Raw genomic sequence first — 17,669 nt, forward strand, 5'->3', positions numbered from 1 at the left:
TCCGGCACATCGGGCGTTGCCGGCCCCTGAAGTCTATGTACACCCGAACCGTCGCCAGGTGACGATCTGGTCTCTTCGTGTCTGGTGCGGCAGACACGATCTCGTGACGAATGTCATGGGCGGAACGTGACGGGAGTGTGCGGGGCATCGGGGCGCGGCATCCGAGCATGGAGACATGGAATCGACAGCACTGACAGAACGCATCGGGACGGATGCCGCATCCGCCGCCCTTCCGCCGGCGATCGCGGCGACCGGACTGACCAAGAGCTTCGGGCGCGTGCGCGCCGTGGACGGGGTGGATCTCCACGTCGAGGCGGGCGAGGTCGTCGCCTTCCTCGGACCGAACGGGGCCGGCAAGACCACGACGATCGACCTGATCCTGGGCCTGAGCCAGCCCGACACCGGCCAGATCAGCGTCTTCGGCACCTCGCCGCGCGGCGCCATCTCGCGCGGCTACGTGTCGGCGGTGCTGCAGACTGGCGGGCTGCTCAAGGACCTCACCGTCCGCGAGACGGTCGAGCTGACCGCGAGCCTGTTCTCGGACACCCGGCCGGTGGACGAGGTGCTCGAGCGGGCCGGCATCCGCGACATCGGCGACCGGATGGTCGGCAAGTGCTCGGGCGGGCAGCAGCAGCGGCTGCGGTTCGCGATGGCGCTGCTGAGCGACCCGGGCGTCCTGATCCTGGACGAGCCGACCACCGGCATGGATGTCGAGGGCCGTCGCGCGTTCTGGCAGGCCATCCGCGCCGACGCCGGTCGGGGCCGGACGGTCCTGTTCGCGACGCACTACCTGGAAGAGGCGGATGCCTACGCCGACCGCATCGTCCTGATGAGCCACGGCCGGATCGTCGCCGACGGGCAGGCCGCCCAGATCAAGAACCTCGTGTCCGGCCGCATCGTCCGTGCGACCCTGCCCGGCGCCGACCCGGTGGCCCTCGCGGCCGTCCCCGGGGTCAAGGATGTCGAGGTGCAGGGTGAGCGCGTGGTCATCGGCACGTCCGACTCGGACGCCCTGGCCCGCCACCTGCTCACCACCACCGAGGCCCGCGACCTGGAGATCTCGTCGCAGAACCTGGAGAGCGTGTTCCTCGCGCTCACCTCGGATGGGGCGGGCGCTTCCGCCGCATCCACCGTGTCCACAGCATCCACAGCATCCATCGAAGGAGACCAGCGATGACCGTCACCGCCACCCCGCAGGGCCGGGTCAGCCTGGAGCGGAAGGTTCCGCCGCTCGGCGGGTTCAACCTGCGCTTCCTGGGGCTCGAGCTCAAGCGCCGCTTCCGCAACTACCGCACGCTCGTGTTCACCGTGATCTTCCCGGTCGCCATGTACTTCATGGTCGGCTACCCGCAGCGCAACACCCCCCTGATCGACGGACACCCCATCGATCAGGGCGGGCTGTCGGTCGCGGCCTACCTCATGGTGTCGATGGCCGTGTATGGGGCGATGATGTCGGCCACGGCATCCGGCGCCGCCGTCGCGGTGGAGCGCTCGCTCGGGTGGAGTCGCCAGCTGCGACTCACCCCGCTGTCGCCGGTCGCGGCGGTGGCCACGAAGGTGGTCGGCGGCATGGTGTTCGGCCTGGTCGCGATCGTGGCGACCTATTTGGCCGGCGCCTTCACCGGCGTGCACATGAGCGGGTCGCAGTGGATCGTGTCGGCGCTGGTCGCCTGGCTGCTCGGGTCGGCGGTGTTCACGACCCTGGGACTGATGATGGGCTACCTGGTGCCCGGCGAGAACGCCATGCAGCTGACGAGCCTGGTGATCGTGTTCCTCGCGTTCATCGGCGGCCTGTTCTACCCGGTGAGCATGATGCCGCCGGTGCTGCAGGATGTCGCGGCCTGGACACCCGTGTTCGGCATCGGAGAGCTCAGCCGTGCTCCCCTGACCGGCGAGGGATTCGACCTCGGCGCCCTGCTGAACGTCCTGCTGTGGCTGGGCCTGTTCATCGTGGGCACCGCGCTGCTGTTCCGTCGCGACACCAAGCGCGTCTAGCCCGCCCCCTCCGAGCCCCGCCCCCGCCGAGGTTGTCCTCCGTCCGCCGAGATTGTCCTCCGTCCGCCGAGATTGTCCTCCGTCCGCCGAGATTGTCCTCCGTCCGCCGAGATTGTCCTCCGTCCGCCGAGATTGTCCTCCGTCCGCCGAGGTTGTCCTCCGTCCGCCGAGATCGTCCGCGGACGGGGGCACAATCTCGAGACACCGAGGACAATCTCGCGCGACCGAGCACAACCTCGCGCGACCGAGCACAACCTCGCGGAACCGAGCACAACCTCGCGCGACCGAGGACAACCTCGCGCGACCGAGCACAACCTCGCGGAACCGAGCACAACCTCGCGCGACCGAGCACAACCTCGCGCGACCGAGGACAACCTCGGCGCACTCGGCGCACCGCGGCCCACGATCTAAGGTGAAGTTCATGCACGAGGACGCGCCCCGCACCCCCGCGCTGCGGCCGGATCCCTTCAGCGGACCGCCCTGGCCCGTGCGCGCGGCAGCGCTCGGTCCCCGCTCGGTCACCCCGCTGCCGCAGCGGCTCTGCTCCCGCGGCGCGGTCAGCTGGTACTTCGGCGCAATCATCGCCCTGCTCTGGCTGATCAGCGCCGGGCAGGAGATCATGGCCGAGGCGGCGGCGACGACCTCGGCCGTCCTGGGCATCGCCGCGCTCGTCGCGTACGCCGTGGGCTTCCTCGTGGTCGTCCCCCTGGGGTGGGGTGCGGGCACCCGTACCCGACTGCTGCTGACTGTCGGGCTGTTCGCCCTGTCGTTCACGATGTTCCCGTGGCTGTCCTGGGGTGTGCGCGGTCTGTGGACCTACGTCGGGGTGGCCCTCGGCATGATGGTGGTCTCGTGGCCGCTCACCCTGACGGCGATCACCGGGCTGACGCTGCTGGCGGGCTGGTTCGGCTTCCTGCTGGACGGGTGGGCCGAAGACGACTTCTGGGTGCCGGCGATCACCTTCTCGATCTCGCTCATGATGACCTCGTTCGCCCGCACGCTCGCGGCGATGAATCAGCTGCGCGCCACCCAGGATCAGCTCGAGGCGATGGCCGCGGAACGTGAGCGCGGCCGGATGGCACGCGACATCCACGACATCCTCGGGCACTCGCTGACCGTGATCACCGTGAAGTCCGAGCTGGCATCCCGTCTCATCGACGCCGACCCGGCCCGCGCCAAAGCCGAGGTCACCGAGATCGAAGCGCTCGCCCGCGGGGCGCTCGCCGACGTGCGGGCGACCGTCGCCGGCTCGCGAGGCGTGACCCTCAGCGGCGAGCTGGCCGCGGCACGGGTCGCCCTGCACGCGGCCGGGATCGCCGCGGAGCTTCCGCGGGCCACGGATGCCGTGCCCGCCGCGCGACGGGAGCTTGCGGCGTGGGTGATCCGCGAGGGGGTGACGAACGTCGTCCGCCACTCCCGAGCGGGACGGTGCGAGGTGCGGATCGGCGAACGCGAGATCGAGATCGCCGACGACGGCGTCGGGCCGGTGGCGTCCGGCGCGTCGTCGACCGGACTGTCCGGGCTGCGTGAGCGCGTCGAGGCCGCCGGTGGCAGAATGTCGATCGGCCGCGGCGACCTGGGCGGCTTCAGCCTGAAGGTGATGCTGTGATCCGTCTGCTCATCGCCGACGACCAGGCGCTGGTGCGCGGGGCGCTGTCGGCGCTGCTGGCTCTGGAGACCGACATCGACGTGGTCGCCGAGGTCGGACGCGGCGACGAGGTCGTCGCGGCGGCGCAGACATCCCACCCCGATGTCGCGCTGCTCGACATCGAGATGCCCGGCATCGACGGCATCGCCGCCGCCACGCAGCTGCGGGCGGTGATGCCGGGATGCCGCGTCCTCATCGTCACGACGTTCGGGCGGCCCGGATACCTGAAGCGCGCGATGCAGGCCGGGGCCTCCGGCTTCGTCGTCAAGGACACCCCGGCGGCCCAGCTGGCCGACGCGGTGCGCCGGGTGGCTCAGGGGCTGCGCGTGGTCGACCCGGTGCTGGCGGCGGAGTCGCTCGCCCAGGGGGACTCCCCGCTGACCGAGCGCGAGACCGACGTGCTCGAGGCCGCGCGGGCGGGCGGCTCGATCGCCGACATCGCCCGCATCCTGCATCTGTCCGAGGGAACGGTGCGCAACCACCTGTCCAGCGCGATCGGCAAGACCGGCGGACGCAATCGTGCCGACGCGGCCCGCATCGCCGAGGGCAACGGCTGGCTCTAGCCCGGCTCAGCCGTCAGCCGCGCGCGGCCCACCACGCGCGCAGGCGCCGCTCGGCCTCGTCCGGGCCCAGCATCCCCTCATCCAGACGCAGGTCGAGCAGGAACCGGTATGCCTCGCCCACCTCGCGCCCGGGCGGGATGTCCAGGATCTCCTGGATCTGATTGCCGTCCAGCTCGGGGCGGATGGCGTTCATCTCCTCCTGCGCGGCGAGCTCGTCGATGCGCTGCTCGATGTCGTCGTATGCCGATGCGAGCATGCGCGCCTTGCGCTTGTTGCGCGTGGTCACATCGGCCCGGGTCAGGATGTGCAGCCGCTCGAGCTCGTCCCCGGCGTCGCGCACGTACCGGCGCACCGCGGCATCCGTCCATGCGCCCTCGGCATAGCCGAAGAACCGCAGGTGCAGCTCGATGAGCTTGGTGACGGTGTCGATGGTCGCCGAGTCGAACCGCAGCTCGCGCAGCCGCTTGCGCGCCAGCCGGGAGCCGCGGATGTCGTGGTGGTGGAACGTGACCGCCCCACCCGGCTCGAGCTTGCGGGTGGAGGGCTTGCCGATGTCGTGCAGAAGCGCCGCCAGCCGCAGCGGCAGGTCAGGCGCCTGGTCCGGATGCCGCTGCTGCTCGAGCTCGATCGCCTGCCGCAGCACGGTCAGCGAATGCTCGTAGACGTCCTTGTGGTGATGATGCTCGTCCACCTCGAGCCGCAGCGCCGGCACCTCCGGCAGGAACTGCGCCATCAGCCCGGTCTCCACGAGCAGACGGATGCCGCGGCCCGGGTCGCCGGTGGCCAGCAGTCGCAGCAGCTCGCCCTGAATGCGCTCGGCCGACACGATCTGGATCGTCTCGCGCAGCTCTTCGATGGCCGCGACCGTGTCCGGGTCGACGGTGAACTCGAGCTGCGAGGCGAAGCGGGCGGCCCGCAGCATCCGCAGCGGGTCGTCGCCGAAGCTGATCCGCGGATCGATCGGGGTGCGCAGGACCTCACGCATCAGGTCGTCGACCCCGCCCGTCGGGTCGACGAGCCGCTTGCCGGGCAGCTGCAGCGCCATCGCGTTCACGGTGAAGTCGCGGCGCACCAGGTCGCCCTCCAGGCGATCGCCGAACGCGACCACCGGCTTGCGGGTCGTGCCGTCATAGCTGTCGGCACGGTAGGTGGTGATCTCCACCTGCTCGCCCGACACGCGCGCGCCGATCGTGCCGAACTCGCGCCCGATATCCCAGCGCGCCGTCGAGATCGGCGTGACGATCCGCAGGATCTCGTCCGGCTTCGCGTCGGTGGTGAAGTCGAGGTCGTGGGTGTCGCGACCGAGTAGGGCGTCACGCACGGGTCCGCCGACGAGGGCGAGCTCTCGGCCCGCGGCGGCGAAGGCGCGCGCCAGGCGATCGACCGGGTCCGATGCGGCCAGCGCGTCCAGGCGCGCCACGGAGTCGGCCATCTTGAGCATGGGTTCCAGCCTAACCGGGGTGGGCGACGCCATCATCTGTGGGCGAATCCGCCGCGAAGTCGAGGAATCCGCAGAATGTCAGCTCGCGCACCCGCGGCAGCAGGTCCGGGCACAGCGCCGACTCGTCCACCTCGAGCAGCTGGGCGATGGCGCCGATCAGCGGGCCGACGGCCAGGTCGCCGTCGCACGCGCCGACGAGTGCGGCCAGTGCCGGGTCGACCTCGATCGTCCGGCAGAGTCCGCCGCCCTGGCGCAGCTCGATCACGCTCGGCGCCTCGGCTCCGGGCAGATGGTGCCGTGCCTCGGTGACGTCCGCGGCGACCGTCAGGACGGATGCCGTCAATTCGGCGTCATCGAGCAGCGCCAGCCGGTCGTGCCTGTCCAGTGCCTGACCGAGGTGCAGGCCGAGGCCGCTCTCGGCGACCGGCTGGGTGGCCCGCTCGTACCGCGCCAGGGTCGGCCCGTGCCCGAACGGCCGGCGCAGCAGGACGTAGCCGAATCCGATCGCCTGGACGCCGCGCGCCGCGAAGTCGTCGAGCCAGGCGCCGAGCAGGGCGTCGTGCGCCGTCGTGCCCGGCAGGGTCCCGGCATCCCTGATCCACAGTTCGGCGTAGGCGACCGGGTCCAGCAGCTCGCGCTCGATGACCCACGCGTCCAGCGGCTCGGGTGCGGCCTCCACCCAGGCCCGGACGCGCTCCAGCCCGGTCCGGCCGTCGCGGCTCTCCCAGTTCGCGAGCAGCTGCGCGGTCCCGCCGGGCGCGAGTACCGCCGGGACGCCGGCGATGAACTCGGCGACCAGGTCGTCGCCGACGCGCCCACCGTCCCGGTACTCGTACGCGGGCACGCCCGTCGCGCGGGGGGTGATCACGAACGGCGGATTCGACACGACCCGGTCGAATCGCTCGCCGGCGACCGGCGCGAACAGGTCACCCGATCGGGTCTGGATGCCCGTCACCCCGTTCAGCAGCGCGTTGAGCCGGGTGTACCTCAGTGCCCGCTCGGAGACGTCGGTGGCGACGACGGATGCCGCAGCCCGCCGTGCCCGCAGCGCCTGGATGCCGCACCCGGTCCCGACGTCCAGCGCCCGATCCACCGGTCCGGGCAGCTGGATGCCGGCGAGCGTCAGCGACGCGCCGCCCACCCCGAGCACGTGGTCCTCGGGCAGCGGGCCGCCGATCGCAGCCTCGTCGAGGTCGCTGGCGATCCACCATTCGTCGTCGCCGGTCGCGTCCGCGAACGCCTGCGGACGCACCAGGGCGCGGGCGCGGACGAGATCGCCGTCCCGCGCCGCGATCCCGAGCGCGACGAGCCCGTCGATCCCGGTGCGGGGGAAGGCGGCGGATGCCGCGTCCGCGCCGATCTCGTCCCCGAGGCCGAACAGCAGGGCGATCGATGCGAGCGGACCGGGGTCGGCCACCAGGCGCCGGCGCGCCGGCAGCGCGGGTCCGCGGCCGAGCAACCCGTCGACATCCGTCCCCCAGGCCGTGCGCAGCCGGTCGGTGCGATACCCGGCGTCGTCCAGATCGGCCGCGAGCGCCCGGCAGAGCTCGGGGCTGGGCTCGCCTCCGGACGCGCGACCGGGCTCGCCTCTGGACGCGGGAGCGGGCTCTCGGGTCGGGTCGGAATCGGGTTCAGGCTGCGGCATCCTTCCATTCAACCGCGCCCGTGCGCCGGCGCGCGCTCGGGAAGCGCAGAGCCCGTCCCCCGTAGAATCGCACCTGTTCGCATGCCGCGCGGCGTGCGCACGCCAACCACCATGTCCGTGACCCGTCCTGATCCCGTCACGCGCGCGTCCCAGACCGAGCCGCCCCCGCCTCGCGTCGACCCGCGCGCCAGCGGTGACCCGACCGCACGAGAGCCCGTTCGCTCTGGCCGTCGTCACGCACGCGCCACCGGCACGTCGCCCGCCACCCGGCCACCGCGCCGAGCCGGCACCGCCCGGCGCCGGCTCGGCGCCGCCCTCGCGGCGACGGCCGCCCTGCTGGGTGCCCTCGCGGCCGGCCCGGCGCAGGCCGCGGACGACACCCCCACACCCGCTCCGAGCCCCACCCTCTCGGGCAAGCTCGAGGCGTTCGTCTCGCCCACCGCGGACGGCATTCTGCGCACCGATCGCCCCCTGTCGACCTGGGCGGCGCTGCGCAACGGCACCGGCTACTCGGTGGCCGCCTCCGATGTGACCCTCCGGCTCGGCACCGCGCCGATCACGACCCGCGCCGCGCTCACCGCCTGGCTGACCGACGGCACCGCGCCCGGCAGGATGACGACGATCGGCACCGGCACGATCGACCCGGTCGACTCCGGCACGGTCGGCCGCACCATGATCACAGTGCCGGCCGACGACAAGGCCCTCACGGGCCTGAAGCCCGGGGTCTACCCGCTGGCGGCGACCATCGCCGGGGCGTCGAAGGCGCGCACCCCGACCAGCGTGGTGGTCGTGCCGGACGAGGATGCGAAGCAGCGCACCCCAGTCGGGCTGGTCGTGCCCATCACGGCGGGTCCGCTCAGCGCGGGACTGCTGACCTCCGACGAACTGGCCGCGCTCACCGCACTGGACGGCGCGCTGTCCACCGAGCTGAACTCCGTCGCCGGCACCTCGGCGATCCTCGCGATCGATCCCGCGATCCCCGCCGCGATCCGGGTCCTCGGCACGTCGGCGCCCGACTCGGCGCGCGACTGGCTCGACCGCCTCGACGCCCTTCCGAACGAGCGGTTCGCGCTGCAGTTCGGCGACGCGGATGTCACGGTGCAGACCACCGACGGCCGCAGCACCCTGCTGGCCCCGACATCCCTGCAGTCCTACATGGAGCCGGCCGACTTCCTCCCCGACGCCGACTCCGGTGCGAACGCCGACACGGGCGCCAGTGCCGGACCCGCGTCCGTGGACACCGCGTCGCCGACCCCTTCCCCGACCGCGACGACGGGCCCGAACGAGCCGGTCTATCCGACGCTCGAGGCGCTGCAATACCTGGGCGGGAACACGCGCGACGCCGTCACCTGGCCCCTCTCCGGGACGGCCGGGCCGAAGGATGTCGCCGCGCTCGGCGCGCTGTCCACCGACGCCACGCGGGCGCTGACCCTCGTGCCCTCCGACACGACCTCTGGCGCGACGGCATCCGGCGCCATCCCCGCGCACGCCACCGCCGGGGACGCCGACCTGCTGGTCTATGACTCGGCCGCATCGGACGCGCTGCGCACGGCATCCACCGAAGAAGACCCGGCCGTGCGCGGCACGTCGCTGGCCGCGGCGACCGGCTATCTCGAGCTCGCCGCCGACACGTCGCCCACCACGCCGGTGCTCGTCGTCGTCGACCGGTCGGTGCTGCGATCGGGCCTCGGACTGTCCGCCGCCGTCGAGGCCGTCGGCCGCGCGCCCAGCACCCGCAGCGCGTCGCTGTCCGACCTCACCGCCGCGCCCGCGCGGCCGGTGACGATCGCGGATGCCACGCCCCACCCCGAGCGGGTGACCGCGCTCTCCCAGCTCACCGAGGGCGAGCGGACGCTCGGGTCGTTCGCCTCGATCCTGACCGACCCCGCGCTGCTGACCGGGCCGGAGCGCGCCTCGATCCTGCAGTTGATGGGCGGCGGCTGGATCGAGGATGCCGCGGGGTGGGATGCCGCCATCGCGGCGCACCACGAGGCGACCCGCACCACGCTGGCCGCGGTCTCGATCGCCCCCAGCAGCAACATCAACCTGGCCGGGACCGTCGCCAACCTGGGATTCGGCGTCCGCAACGACCTGCCGTGGCCGGTCAACCTCACCCTGATCACCCGTCCTGACGACCTGCGCCTGGAAGTCCAGAACACGACCTCGGTGGTCGCGCACGCCAGCAGCACCACCCGCGTCACCGTGCCGGTCCGCGCGAAGATCGGCAACGGCGAGGTGACCCTCGATCTGCAGCTGTACAGCCCGACCGGCGTGAGCATCGGGTCCTCACAGAGCGTCACGGTCAATGTGCATGCCGAGTGGGAGGCCATTGGCCTGACCGCCCTGGGCATCGCGATCGGCGGGTTCCTCGTGCTGGGCCTGATCCGCACCGTCATCGCCCGCCGCCGGCGCGCCGCCCCCGAGGCCGCCGCCGAGAACGCGTCGGATGACGAGCACACCCACGATGACCGGGAGGCCACGTGAGCAGCGTCGGGCGCGCGAGCGTCCTGATCGGGGCCGGCACCGTCGTCTCGCGGCTCAGCGGCTTCCTTCGGCAGATCGTCCTGGTCGCAGCGGTCGGCGGGCAGGTCTCGGCGGCCGGCAACGCGTTCGGTCTGGCCAACCAGCTGCCCAATAACATCTACGCGATCATCTCGACCGGGCTGCTGGCAGCCGTCGTGGTCCCGCAGATCGTGCAGGCCGCGTCTCACCCCGACGGGGGCACCGCGTTCATCTCCAAGCTGTTCACCCTCGGCGCCGTGGCGCTGCTGGGCGTCACCGCGATCGCCATGGTCTGCGCGCCGCTGCTGGTGCAGCTGTACGGCTGGAGATTCCCGACCGAGCAGCGGGCACTGGCCACCGCGTTCGCATACTGGTGTCTGCCGCAGATCCTGTTCTACGGCCTCTATGCCCTCGTCGGCGAATCGCTGAACGCCCGACGGGTGTACGGCCCGTTCACCTGGGCGCCGATCGTCAACAACATCGTCTCGATCGCCGGCTTCGCGGCGTTCATCCTGATGTTCGGCCCGACCGGCAGTTCGCTGGAGTGGACGCCGGGAATGGTCGCCCTGCTGGGCGGCACCGCGACCGCCGGCATCCTCGTCCAGGCCCTGATCCTGGCCGCCTTCTGGCCGCGTGCGCACCTGCGCGTGCGCCTGGACTTCCGGTGGCGCGGCGTCGGCCTCGGCCGGATCGGACGGCTGGCCGGCTGGACCTTCCTCATGGTCCTGCTCGGCCAGCTCGCCGGAGTCGTGCAGTCGATGGTGCTGTCCGGGGCAAGCCAGGACTACCCCGGCATCCTGGCCACGCAGAACGCCTGGCTGCTGTACATGATCCCGTACTCGCTGATCGTGCTGTCGATCGGCACCCCCTACTTCACCCGGCTCAGCGAGCACGCCGCCGCGGGCCGTCACGACGAGGTGCGCGCCGACATCGGCCGCAGCATCCGCACCCTCGGGGTGTTCATCGTCATCTCGACGTTCGCGCTGGCCGCGGCATCCGTCCCCGCCTCACGCCTGTTCTCCACCACCGCCGGCGAGGCTTCGGCGGCCGCGGTCGTCCTGGTCTGCTTCCTGGTGGGGCTGATCCCGAACGCGGTGCAGTTCACCATCCAGCGCACGTTCTACATGTACAACGACACGCGCACGCCGTTCCTGTTCACTATCGTGCAGGCGGCCATCGTGATCGGCGCGACTGTCGCGGCCGGCGCCGCCCTCCCGCTCGAGTTCATCGCCGCGGGGCTCGCGCTGGCGCAGTCCGGGGCCGCGATCGTGCAGCTGGTCCTGGCGACGTGGCTGCTGCACCGCAAGATCGGCGACCTCGGGGCCCGATCGTGGATCCCCGCGCTGGGCCGCTTCATCGCCGCGGCGATCCCCGCCGGCCTCGCCGGATGGGGCGTGTTCCTGCTCACCGGCGGCGTGGACGGCTGGACCACTGCCAGCAGGGTGCTCGGCGCCGTCGGCGCTGCCCTCATCGGCCTGGTCGCCGTCGCGGTGTACGGCGTCTTCCTTGCGCTGCTGCGCGCACCCGAGCTCGGCCCCGCCCTCGCGCTGGCGCGGCGATTCGTCCGTCGCTGACGTTTCGCACAGCGGAAGGTGCGGCGCCGACGCGGAATGCCGCACGGTTACGATGTGTTGAGGCATCCAGGCGGTCTTGCACCGTCTGCAGACAGGGAGACACCGTGCGTCAGCTCATCATCATCGGTTCCGGACCGGCAGGCTTCACGGCCGCCATCTACGCGGCGCGGGCCAACCTCAGCCCACTCGTCGTGGCCAGTTCGGTGGATATCGGCGGCGAGCTGATGAACACCACCGAGGTGGAGAACTTCCCCGGGTTCCCGGAGGGGATCCAGGGCCCCGAGCTCATGACGAAGCTGCAGCAGCAGGCCGAGAAGTTCGGCGCCGAGATCTCGTACGACGATGTCGTGGAACTGGATGTCTCCGGCCCGATCAAGCGCGTCACCCTCGGCAGCGGCAAGGTCGAAGAGGCCGAGGCGCTCATCTTCGCGACCGGATCGGCGTACCGCAAGATCGGCATCGAGGGCGAGCAGCGCCTGTCCGGGCACGGGGTGTCCTGGTGCGCGACCTGCGATGGATTCTTCTTCCGCGAGCAGGAGATCGCCGTCGTCGGCGGCGGTGACTCCGCGATGGAGGAGGCCACGTTCCTCACCCGGTTCGCGTCGAAGGTCTACGTCATCCACCGTCGCAGCGAACTGCGGGCCTCCAAGATCATGCAGGAGCGCGCATTCGCGAACGAGAAGATCGAGTTCGTGTGGAACAGCGAGGTGGCCGACATCCTCGGTGAGGATGCCGTGACCGGCGTGCTGCTGCGCTCCACGGTCGACGGCTCCACTCGGGAACTGCCGGTCACCGGCGTGTTCGTCGCGATCGGCAACGACCCGCGCACGCATCTCGTGCACGACAAGCTCGATCTGACGCCCGAGGGCACGATCTGGGTCGACGGACGGTCGTCGAGGACGTCGGTCCCCGGTGTGTTCGCGGCCGGTGACGTGATCGACCCCACCTACCGGCAGGCGGTCACGGCGGCCGGCTCGGGCACCGTGTCGGCACTGGATGCCGAGCACTATCTCGCCGCGCTGGGTGAGGCCGGCGCTCCCGAGGCCGACGCCGATGAGATCGGCGGGCGCCCCGAGGTGACCGTCGACGCGGGCGTCGCCTGAGAGCGCACGAGGAACAAACCCGCCGCGACCGGCGTTTCACATACCGACAGACTTCCATCGAAGGAGAGACATGACCGCCAAGGCGACCACATCCGCCACCTGGGAGCAGGACGTCCTGGAGGCGCCCGGCCCCGTACTCGTCGACTTCTGGGCCGCGTGGTGCGGTCCGTGTCGCATGGTCTCGCCGGTGCTCGACGAGATCGCGTCCGAGAACCCTGACAAGATCACGGTGCTCAAGCTCAACGTGGACGAGAACCCCGATCTGGCGATGAAGTACCAGATCACGTCGATCCCGGCCATGAAGGTGTTCCAGGGCGGTGAGGTGAAGACCTCGATCATCGGCGCCAAGCCGAAGTTCGCCCTCGAGCAGGATCTGGCCGCCTACCTGGGCTGAGTTCCTCTCTGCGAGAGCCCCCGCATCCGCCGCCGGAATCCGAGGCGGACCGCGGGGGCTTTCTGTCGTTCCACGCGTCTCGCTAGGCGCCGTCGGCCTCGGCATCCGCGGCCAGTCGTCGCTCGTCCTCCGCAGCGGACACCGCGACGATGTCTTTGATCTCGTCGGTGGCGAACCCCGATCGGATGGCCCACACGTACGCGACGAGTCCGACCGCCACCTCGACCAGCATTCCCCAGGGGAATCCGAGAGCCGGATGCTCCATCGGTCCGTACTCCCCGAGGTAGCCGACCAGCAGCGACGCGAGCAGCAGCCAGATCAGCCACCAGTTCGCCTGCACGTGCCGTCGTGCCTCGCGGGTGCCGGCCACCCAGACCGCCGTGCAGAAGGCGATGATCAGCACGCAGAAGGCGATGTAGTAGACGGGGAAGGGCCAGCCGCCCGGCCTTTGCTCGCCGTTCGTGGTCAGCACCCAGCCACCGGCGGCAGCGACCCAGATCCACAGCACGAAGAACACCACGCTGATGATGATGCTGGTGACGGCGTTCAGCCACTTGTGCTTCCACGCGAAGTAGACGGTGAAGACCGGCAGGCCGATGAACGTCGCGGTGATCACGTTCGTGAGCGTCGAGAATCCGCTCCAGTACAGGATGAGGACGGCGGCCAGGAACGAGATCGGCGACCAGAAGCGAAAGCCCTTCAGCAGGAACGGCCGCTTCAGGTTCGGCGCCGTCCGTCGCAGCACCGGCAGTCCCGCCCCGCCCATGATGTACGTCAGTACCGCCGCCGAGCTGATGAATCCGACCAGTTGATACCAGCTGGGCGCCGGCACGAAGAACACGCAGCCGACCACGGTGGACACGATCAGCGGCAGCCACGGGATGCCGAATCGGTTGTTCTTGGTGAACGCCTTCGGGATGTTGCGGTGCACACCCAGCCCGTAGCCGGTGCGGGCTCCGGTACCCAGGTAGACCCAGCCGGTCGCCAGCGGCGACACGGCCGCGTCGATGAGCAGGAAGGTGCCGAGAGCGGCCAGGGCCGCCATATTCGCCGAGTCGAGCGCGTGGAACAAGGGTCCATCGGCCCAGCCTCCGGAGACGAGCTGGTCCCACGAGCCGGGGGCGAGCCCCATATCGGCCCAGTTGATCGCGCCGATGAAAGCGACCTGCAGCAGCGTGTAGATCACAGCCGGGATCGCTATGGATCCGATCGTGGCGAGGGGCACGTTGCGCTGCGGATTTCTGACCTCGCCGCCGAAGTCCAGCGCCTGGCGGAAGCCGAGCAGCGAGAAGATGATGCCGGTGGTCGCGATGGCGTGGAAGATCGGGGGTACTCCCAGAGGTGCGAATCCGCCGTAGCTGGTGAAGTTGCTGCCTTTGAGGATGAAGAACAGGAAGATGAACGTCAGCGTCGGCAGGGCGATCTTCCACAGCGTGACCCAGCGATTCGACTCCGCGAGGAAGCGGGCCCCGAAGAAGTTCAGGGCGAAGAAGAGCAGCATCAGCACGAAGCCGGCGAGGATGCCGGTGGGCCAGCTCAGCACGTCCACGCCGTCGACCTTGGTCAGAAGATGGAGATCCGGGAACCGCCCGCCGATGTACGTCAGCGTCGCCTCGGCCTCGATCGGCGGGATGGAGACCACCGACAGCCAGTAGGCCCACCCGATGATCCAGCCCGACAGGGCGCCGTGCGTGAGGTAGGTGTACCGCACGATCGCACCCGAACGGGGCAGCATCGCGCCCAGCTCGAGATACGTCAGCGCGATGAGGAACACCAGCACCGAGGCGATGATCCAGGACAGGATCGCAGCGGGACCGGCCACCCCGGCTGCAGCGAGCACGCCGAACAGCCAGCCCGATCCGATCTGCGCACTCACCCCGAGCAGAAGGAGCTGGGTGAACGAGAGTCTGCGTTTGAGCCCGGCATCCGTGGTCTCGAATGCTCCTGTGATCGGCTCCGGTTCCGTGCGCGCGCTGCTCATCTGTGACACATCCTCATGCGATTCGATGTCACGGCCCGTCTTCACGGGCGGGTCGCCGGTGCCCACGGTACGCCCGTGTCGGGCCGTCGTGGGGCCAACTGCCCGCGCGATTCGTCGGATGGATCAGGAGGCGTCGGTCTGGATGACCGCATCCCATCGCCGGTGCGTGTTGGCCTCACCGAGCAGTCGCCAGACCGCCGGGGTCAGTGCCGGGTAGTCCAGCGCGATCTGCCGCAGCACACGGTAGTGCCTGCTGGCGTTGGGCCGCACGCCCCCGTTCTCGGCGATGTTCTCGGCGCGCAGGGTGAACACGACGAGCTCGTCGACCGTGGGCAGATCGTCCATGAACTCCCAGGGATCCTCGCCGCCCAGCAGGCGTTCGTGCACGATCACGGCGAGCTCGTCGGCGGCCTCCGCGCGCAGCAACTCGAGGCTGGCGCGGCGCCGCAGCCGCACCTCGCGCTCGTCGCCCACCGGATCCGCCATCGTTCCAGGGTACGTGAGCCGTGACGACTCGGCGCCATCGCGACCCGGCGTGCCGGTCAGGCGCCGTACGTCGACTCGCCCAGCTCAGCGAGGATGCGATTCAAGTCCTGGATGGTGGCGAAATCAACCGTGATCTGGCCTTTTCGCGCACCCAGCGCGACCCGCACCTTGGTGTTCAGACGGTCGCCCAGCCGGTCGGCGACCTCGTTCAGGTACGCCTGGCGGGCACCGGCCTTGGGTGGGAGGCTGCGCGTGCCCGCAGCATCCTTCGCCTTCGCGGCCGCCTCGGCCGCCCGGACCGAGAGGTCCTCGTTCACGATCTTGTCGGCCAGGCGCTGCATCGCCTCGACGTCGTCGAGCGACAGGATCGCCCGCGCGTGGCCGGGCGTCAGCACCCCCGCGGCGACGCGCTGCTGCACCGGCACGGGCAGCTTGAGCAGTCGGATCGTATTGCTGATCTGGGGGCGCGAACGGCCGATGCGCGAGGCCAGCTCCTCCTGGGTGATGCCGAAGTCCTCGAGCAGCTGCTGATATGCGGATGCCTCTTCCAAGGCGTTGAGCTCGGACCGGTGCAGGTTCTCCAGCAGGGCATCGCGTAGCAGGTGCTCGTCCGCCGTGTCGCGCACGATCGCCGGGATCGACTCGAGTCCGGCCTCGCGAGCGGCGCGCGTGCGCCGCTCGCCCATGATCAGCTCGTAGTCTCCGTTGCCGTTCTGGCGGACGACCACCGGCTGCAGCACGCCGAACTCGCGCACGCTGTGGACGAGCTCGGCCAGATCGTCCGGGTCGAAGTCGGTGCGCGGCTGGCGCGGGTTGGGGACGATGCGGTGCGGGTCGATGCGGACCAGGCGCGCGCCGGGGACCTCGACCAGCTCCGTCGTCTCGTCCTCGGCCGGGGCCGGCGCCTCGTCCTGGGGCTTGGCGATCGTCGCGGTGGTGCGCGTGGCCGCCCCTGGGAAGAAGACGTCGACGGGGCGCTCCATCGTCGCCTCCGCTGTCGGGATGAGGGCTCCGATGCCTCGTCCGAGTCCCGTTCGCTTGGCCGCCATCAGGCGCCTCCCTCTGACGCAGCCGCGTCCTCGTGCGTGTGGTTGTACCGCTGGATGACTTCGACCGCGGCTTCGCGGTAGGCGACCGCGCCGGCCGACTGGCCGTCGTATGCGATCACGGTCTGGCCGAAGCTCGGGGCCTCGGAGACGCGCACGGACCGCGGAATGACGGTGTGCAGCACCTGCTCGGCGAAGTGTGCGCGCACCTCGTCCGCCACCTGCTGCGCCAGCCGGGTGCGGGCGTCGAACATCGTCAGCATGATCGTGGAGACGTGCAGGCGCGGGTTCAGGTGCTTCTGGATCATGCGCACGTTGCCCAGCAGTTGGCTGAGCCCCTCGAGCGCGTAGTACTCGCACTGGATCGGGATGAGCACCTCGGTCGCCGCGGTGAAGGCGTTGATCGTCAGCAGGCCCAGGGACGGCGGGCAGTCGATGATGACGAAGTCCGGCTTCTCGTCGACCGTGGCCAGATAGTCGTCCAATGCCGTTCGCAGCCGGTGCTCACGAGCGACCTGAGAGACCAGCTCGATCTCGGCGCCGGCGAGATGGATCGTGCTCGGCGCACAGGTGAGCAGGTCCGACTCCGGGCTGGTCTGGACGATGTCCGAGATCGGGAACTCGTCGATCAGGACGTCGTAGACGCTCGGGGTGTCCGCGCTGTGCGGGATGCCGAGCGCGGTCGACGCGTTCCCCTGCGGATCTAGGTCGATGACCAGGACTCGGGCGCCGACCGATGCCAGCGCCGCGGCCAGGTTGACGGCGGTCGTCGTCTTGCCGACGCCGCCCTTCTGGTTCGACACGGTGATCACACGCGTGACGCCCGGCAGTTCCACGGTCGTCGCCTCCAGCATGCGGCGGCGGGCCGACAGGTCAGCGAGCTCGCGCGCAATCGGACTGTCATCGTCGAGAGGGTCGAAGGCCGTGATGCCCGCGTTCTCGGCTTGTTTCACGTGAAACACACTCCCTCTGCACGTGCGATCGACCTGCCGTCCAGTCTAGGCGCCGCATCCCCCATTCCCCGACGCCGCACCCGCTCCCGTCGATCCCACCCCGTGCCCCCTTCCTCGCGAAATCGTACGATTTGGCCGAGTGAACATGAAACTTGGCCAAGATTGATGTGGTCTCGGCCAAATCGTACGATCTCGGCGACGGGGACACGGTGGGGGCGGGATGCTGTGAACTGGATCGCGAGTCGGCGAACGCATCTTCATCGAGATCCGGGTATGCCGGTCTGGATGGAGACGCTGCCGGCCACGCGAGCGGGCGCGGCCGGCTCGTGGGCGTCCCG

14 protein-coding genes are annotated in these 17,669 nt (G+C 70.5%); 8 read left to right on the plus strand and 6 right to left on the minus strand.

Translation table 11 applies throughout. The annotated features are described in order from the left end of the window. Positions 1-175 precede the first annotated feature (175 nt). The 4 genes from AC0L6F_RS10990 to AC0L6F_RS11005 all read left to right on the plus strand — a co-directional run bounded on the left by AC0L6F_RS10990 (position 176) and on the right by AC0L6F_RS11005 (position 4,206). A complete protein-coding gene (locus AC0L6F_RS10990) occupies positions 176-1,177 on the plus strand; it encodes an ABC transporter ATP-binding protein (protein WP_473537932.1) in 1,002 nt (333 codons plus the stop codon). Continuing rightward, positions 1,174-1,995, plus strand: a complete 822-nt coding sequence (locus AC0L6F_RS10995) for an ABC transporter permease (protein ID WP_259610845.1) — start codon at positions 1,174-1,176, stop codon at positions 1,993-1,995. Before AC0L6F_RS10990 ends, AC0L6F_RS10995 begins: the two co-directional genes overlap by 4 nt. 421 nt (positions 1,996-2,416) lie before the next feature. Continuing rightward, entirely contained in the window at positions 2,417-3,604 is a 1,188-nt protein-coding gene (locus AC0L6F_RS11000; RefSeq protein ID WP_473539994.1) for a sensor histidine kinase, read from the plus strand. Further along, positions 3,601-4,206: a response regulator transcription factor gene (locus AC0L6F_RS11005; protein ID WP_259613278.1), complete on the plus strand. Its 606-nt coding sequence runs from the start codon at positions 3,601-3,603 to the stop codon at positions 4,204-4,206. The genes AC0L6F_RS11000 and AC0L6F_RS11005 overlap by 4 nt, the downstream gene beginning before the upstream one ends. Before the next feature lie 13 nt (positions 4,207-4,219). On the opposite strand, the gene AC0L6F_RS11010 is transcribed toward AC0L6F_RS11005, so the two are convergent. Together AC0L6F_RS11010 and AC0L6F_RS11015 are read right to left on the minus strand one after the other, a co-directional pair. After that, complete coding sequence (locus AC0L6F_RS11010) at positions 4,220-5,647, minus strand: CCA tRNA nucleotidyltransferase (RefSeq protein ID WP_473537933.1); 1,428 nt, start codon at positions 5,645-5,647, stop codon at positions 4,220-4,222. A gap of 10 nt (positions 5,648-5,657) precedes the next feature. After that, entirely contained in the window at positions 5,658-7,292 is a 1,635-nt protein-coding gene (locus AC0L6F_RS11015) for a DUF7059 domain-containing protein (RefSeq protein WP_473537934.1), read from the minus strand. 117 nt (positions 7,293-7,409) lie between these two features. Between AC0L6F_RS11015 and AC0L6F_RS11020 the strand changes: the two genes are divergently transcribed. The 4 genes from AC0L6F_RS11020 (at position 7,410) to trxA (ending at position 12,865) form a co-directional block, all read left to right on the plus strand. Beyond that, positions 7,410-9,776, plus strand: coding sequence for a DUF6049 family protein (locus AC0L6F_RS11020; RefSeq protein WP_473537935.1), 2,367 nt, complete (start codon positions 7,410-7,412; stop codon positions 9,774-9,776). After that, complete coding sequence (gene murJ, locus AC0L6F_RS11025) at positions 9,773-11,368, plus strand: murein biosynthesis integral membrane protein MurJ (protein ID WP_473537936.1); 1,596 nt, start codon at positions 9,773-9,775, stop codon at positions 11,366-11,368. The genes AC0L6F_RS11020 and murJ overlap by 4 nt, the downstream gene beginning before the upstream one ends. A 104-nt stretch (positions 11,369-11,472) precedes the next feature. Further along, entirely contained in the window at positions 11,473-12,471 is a 999-nt protein-coding gene (trxB, locus tag AC0L6F_RS11030) for a thioredoxin-disulfide reductase (protein WP_274636646.1), read from the plus strand. 70 nt (positions 12,472-12,541) lie between these two features. Beyond that, entirely contained in the window at positions 12,542-12,865 is a 324-nt protein-coding gene (trxA, locus tag AC0L6F_RS11035) for a thioredoxin (RefSeq protein ID WP_259610847.1), read from the plus strand. A gap of 82 nt (positions 12,866-12,947) precedes the next feature. Here the strand turns inward: trxA and AC0L6F_RS11040 are convergent, their stop codons facing one another. The 4 genes from AC0L6F_RS11040 to AC0L6F_RS11055 form a co-directional block, all read right to left on the minus strand. Next, positions 12,948-14,846, minus strand: a complete 1,899-nt coding sequence (locus AC0L6F_RS11040; protein ID WP_473537937.1) for an APC family permease — start codon at positions 14,844-14,846, stop codon at positions 12,948-12,950. 123 nt (positions 14,847-14,969) lie between these two features. After that, positions 14,970-15,332, minus strand: coding sequence for a tryptophan synthase subunit alpha (locus tag AC0L6F_RS11045; protein ID WP_259610848.1), 363 nt, complete (start codon positions 15,330-15,332; stop codon positions 14,970-14,972). A 56-nt stretch (positions 15,333-15,388) separates the two neighbouring features. After that, positions 15,389-16,381, minus strand: a complete 993-nt coding sequence (locus AC0L6F_RS11050; protein ID WP_473537938.1) for a ParB/RepB/Spo0J family partition protein — start codon at positions 16,379-16,381, stop codon at positions 15,389-15,391. Further along, on the minus strand, positions 16,381-17,331 hold the full coding sequence (locus tag AC0L6F_RS11055) for a ParA family protein (RefSeq protein ID WP_435526186.1): 951 nt from the start codon (positions 17,329-17,331) through the stop codon (positions 16,381-16,383). The genes AC0L6F_RS11050 and AC0L6F_RS11055 overlap by 1 nt, the downstream gene beginning before the upstream one ends. Between the last annotated feature and the right edge of the window lie 338 nt (positions 17,332-17,669).

The sequence above is a fragment of the Microbacterium sp. G2-16M genome, from assembly GCF_055809115.1.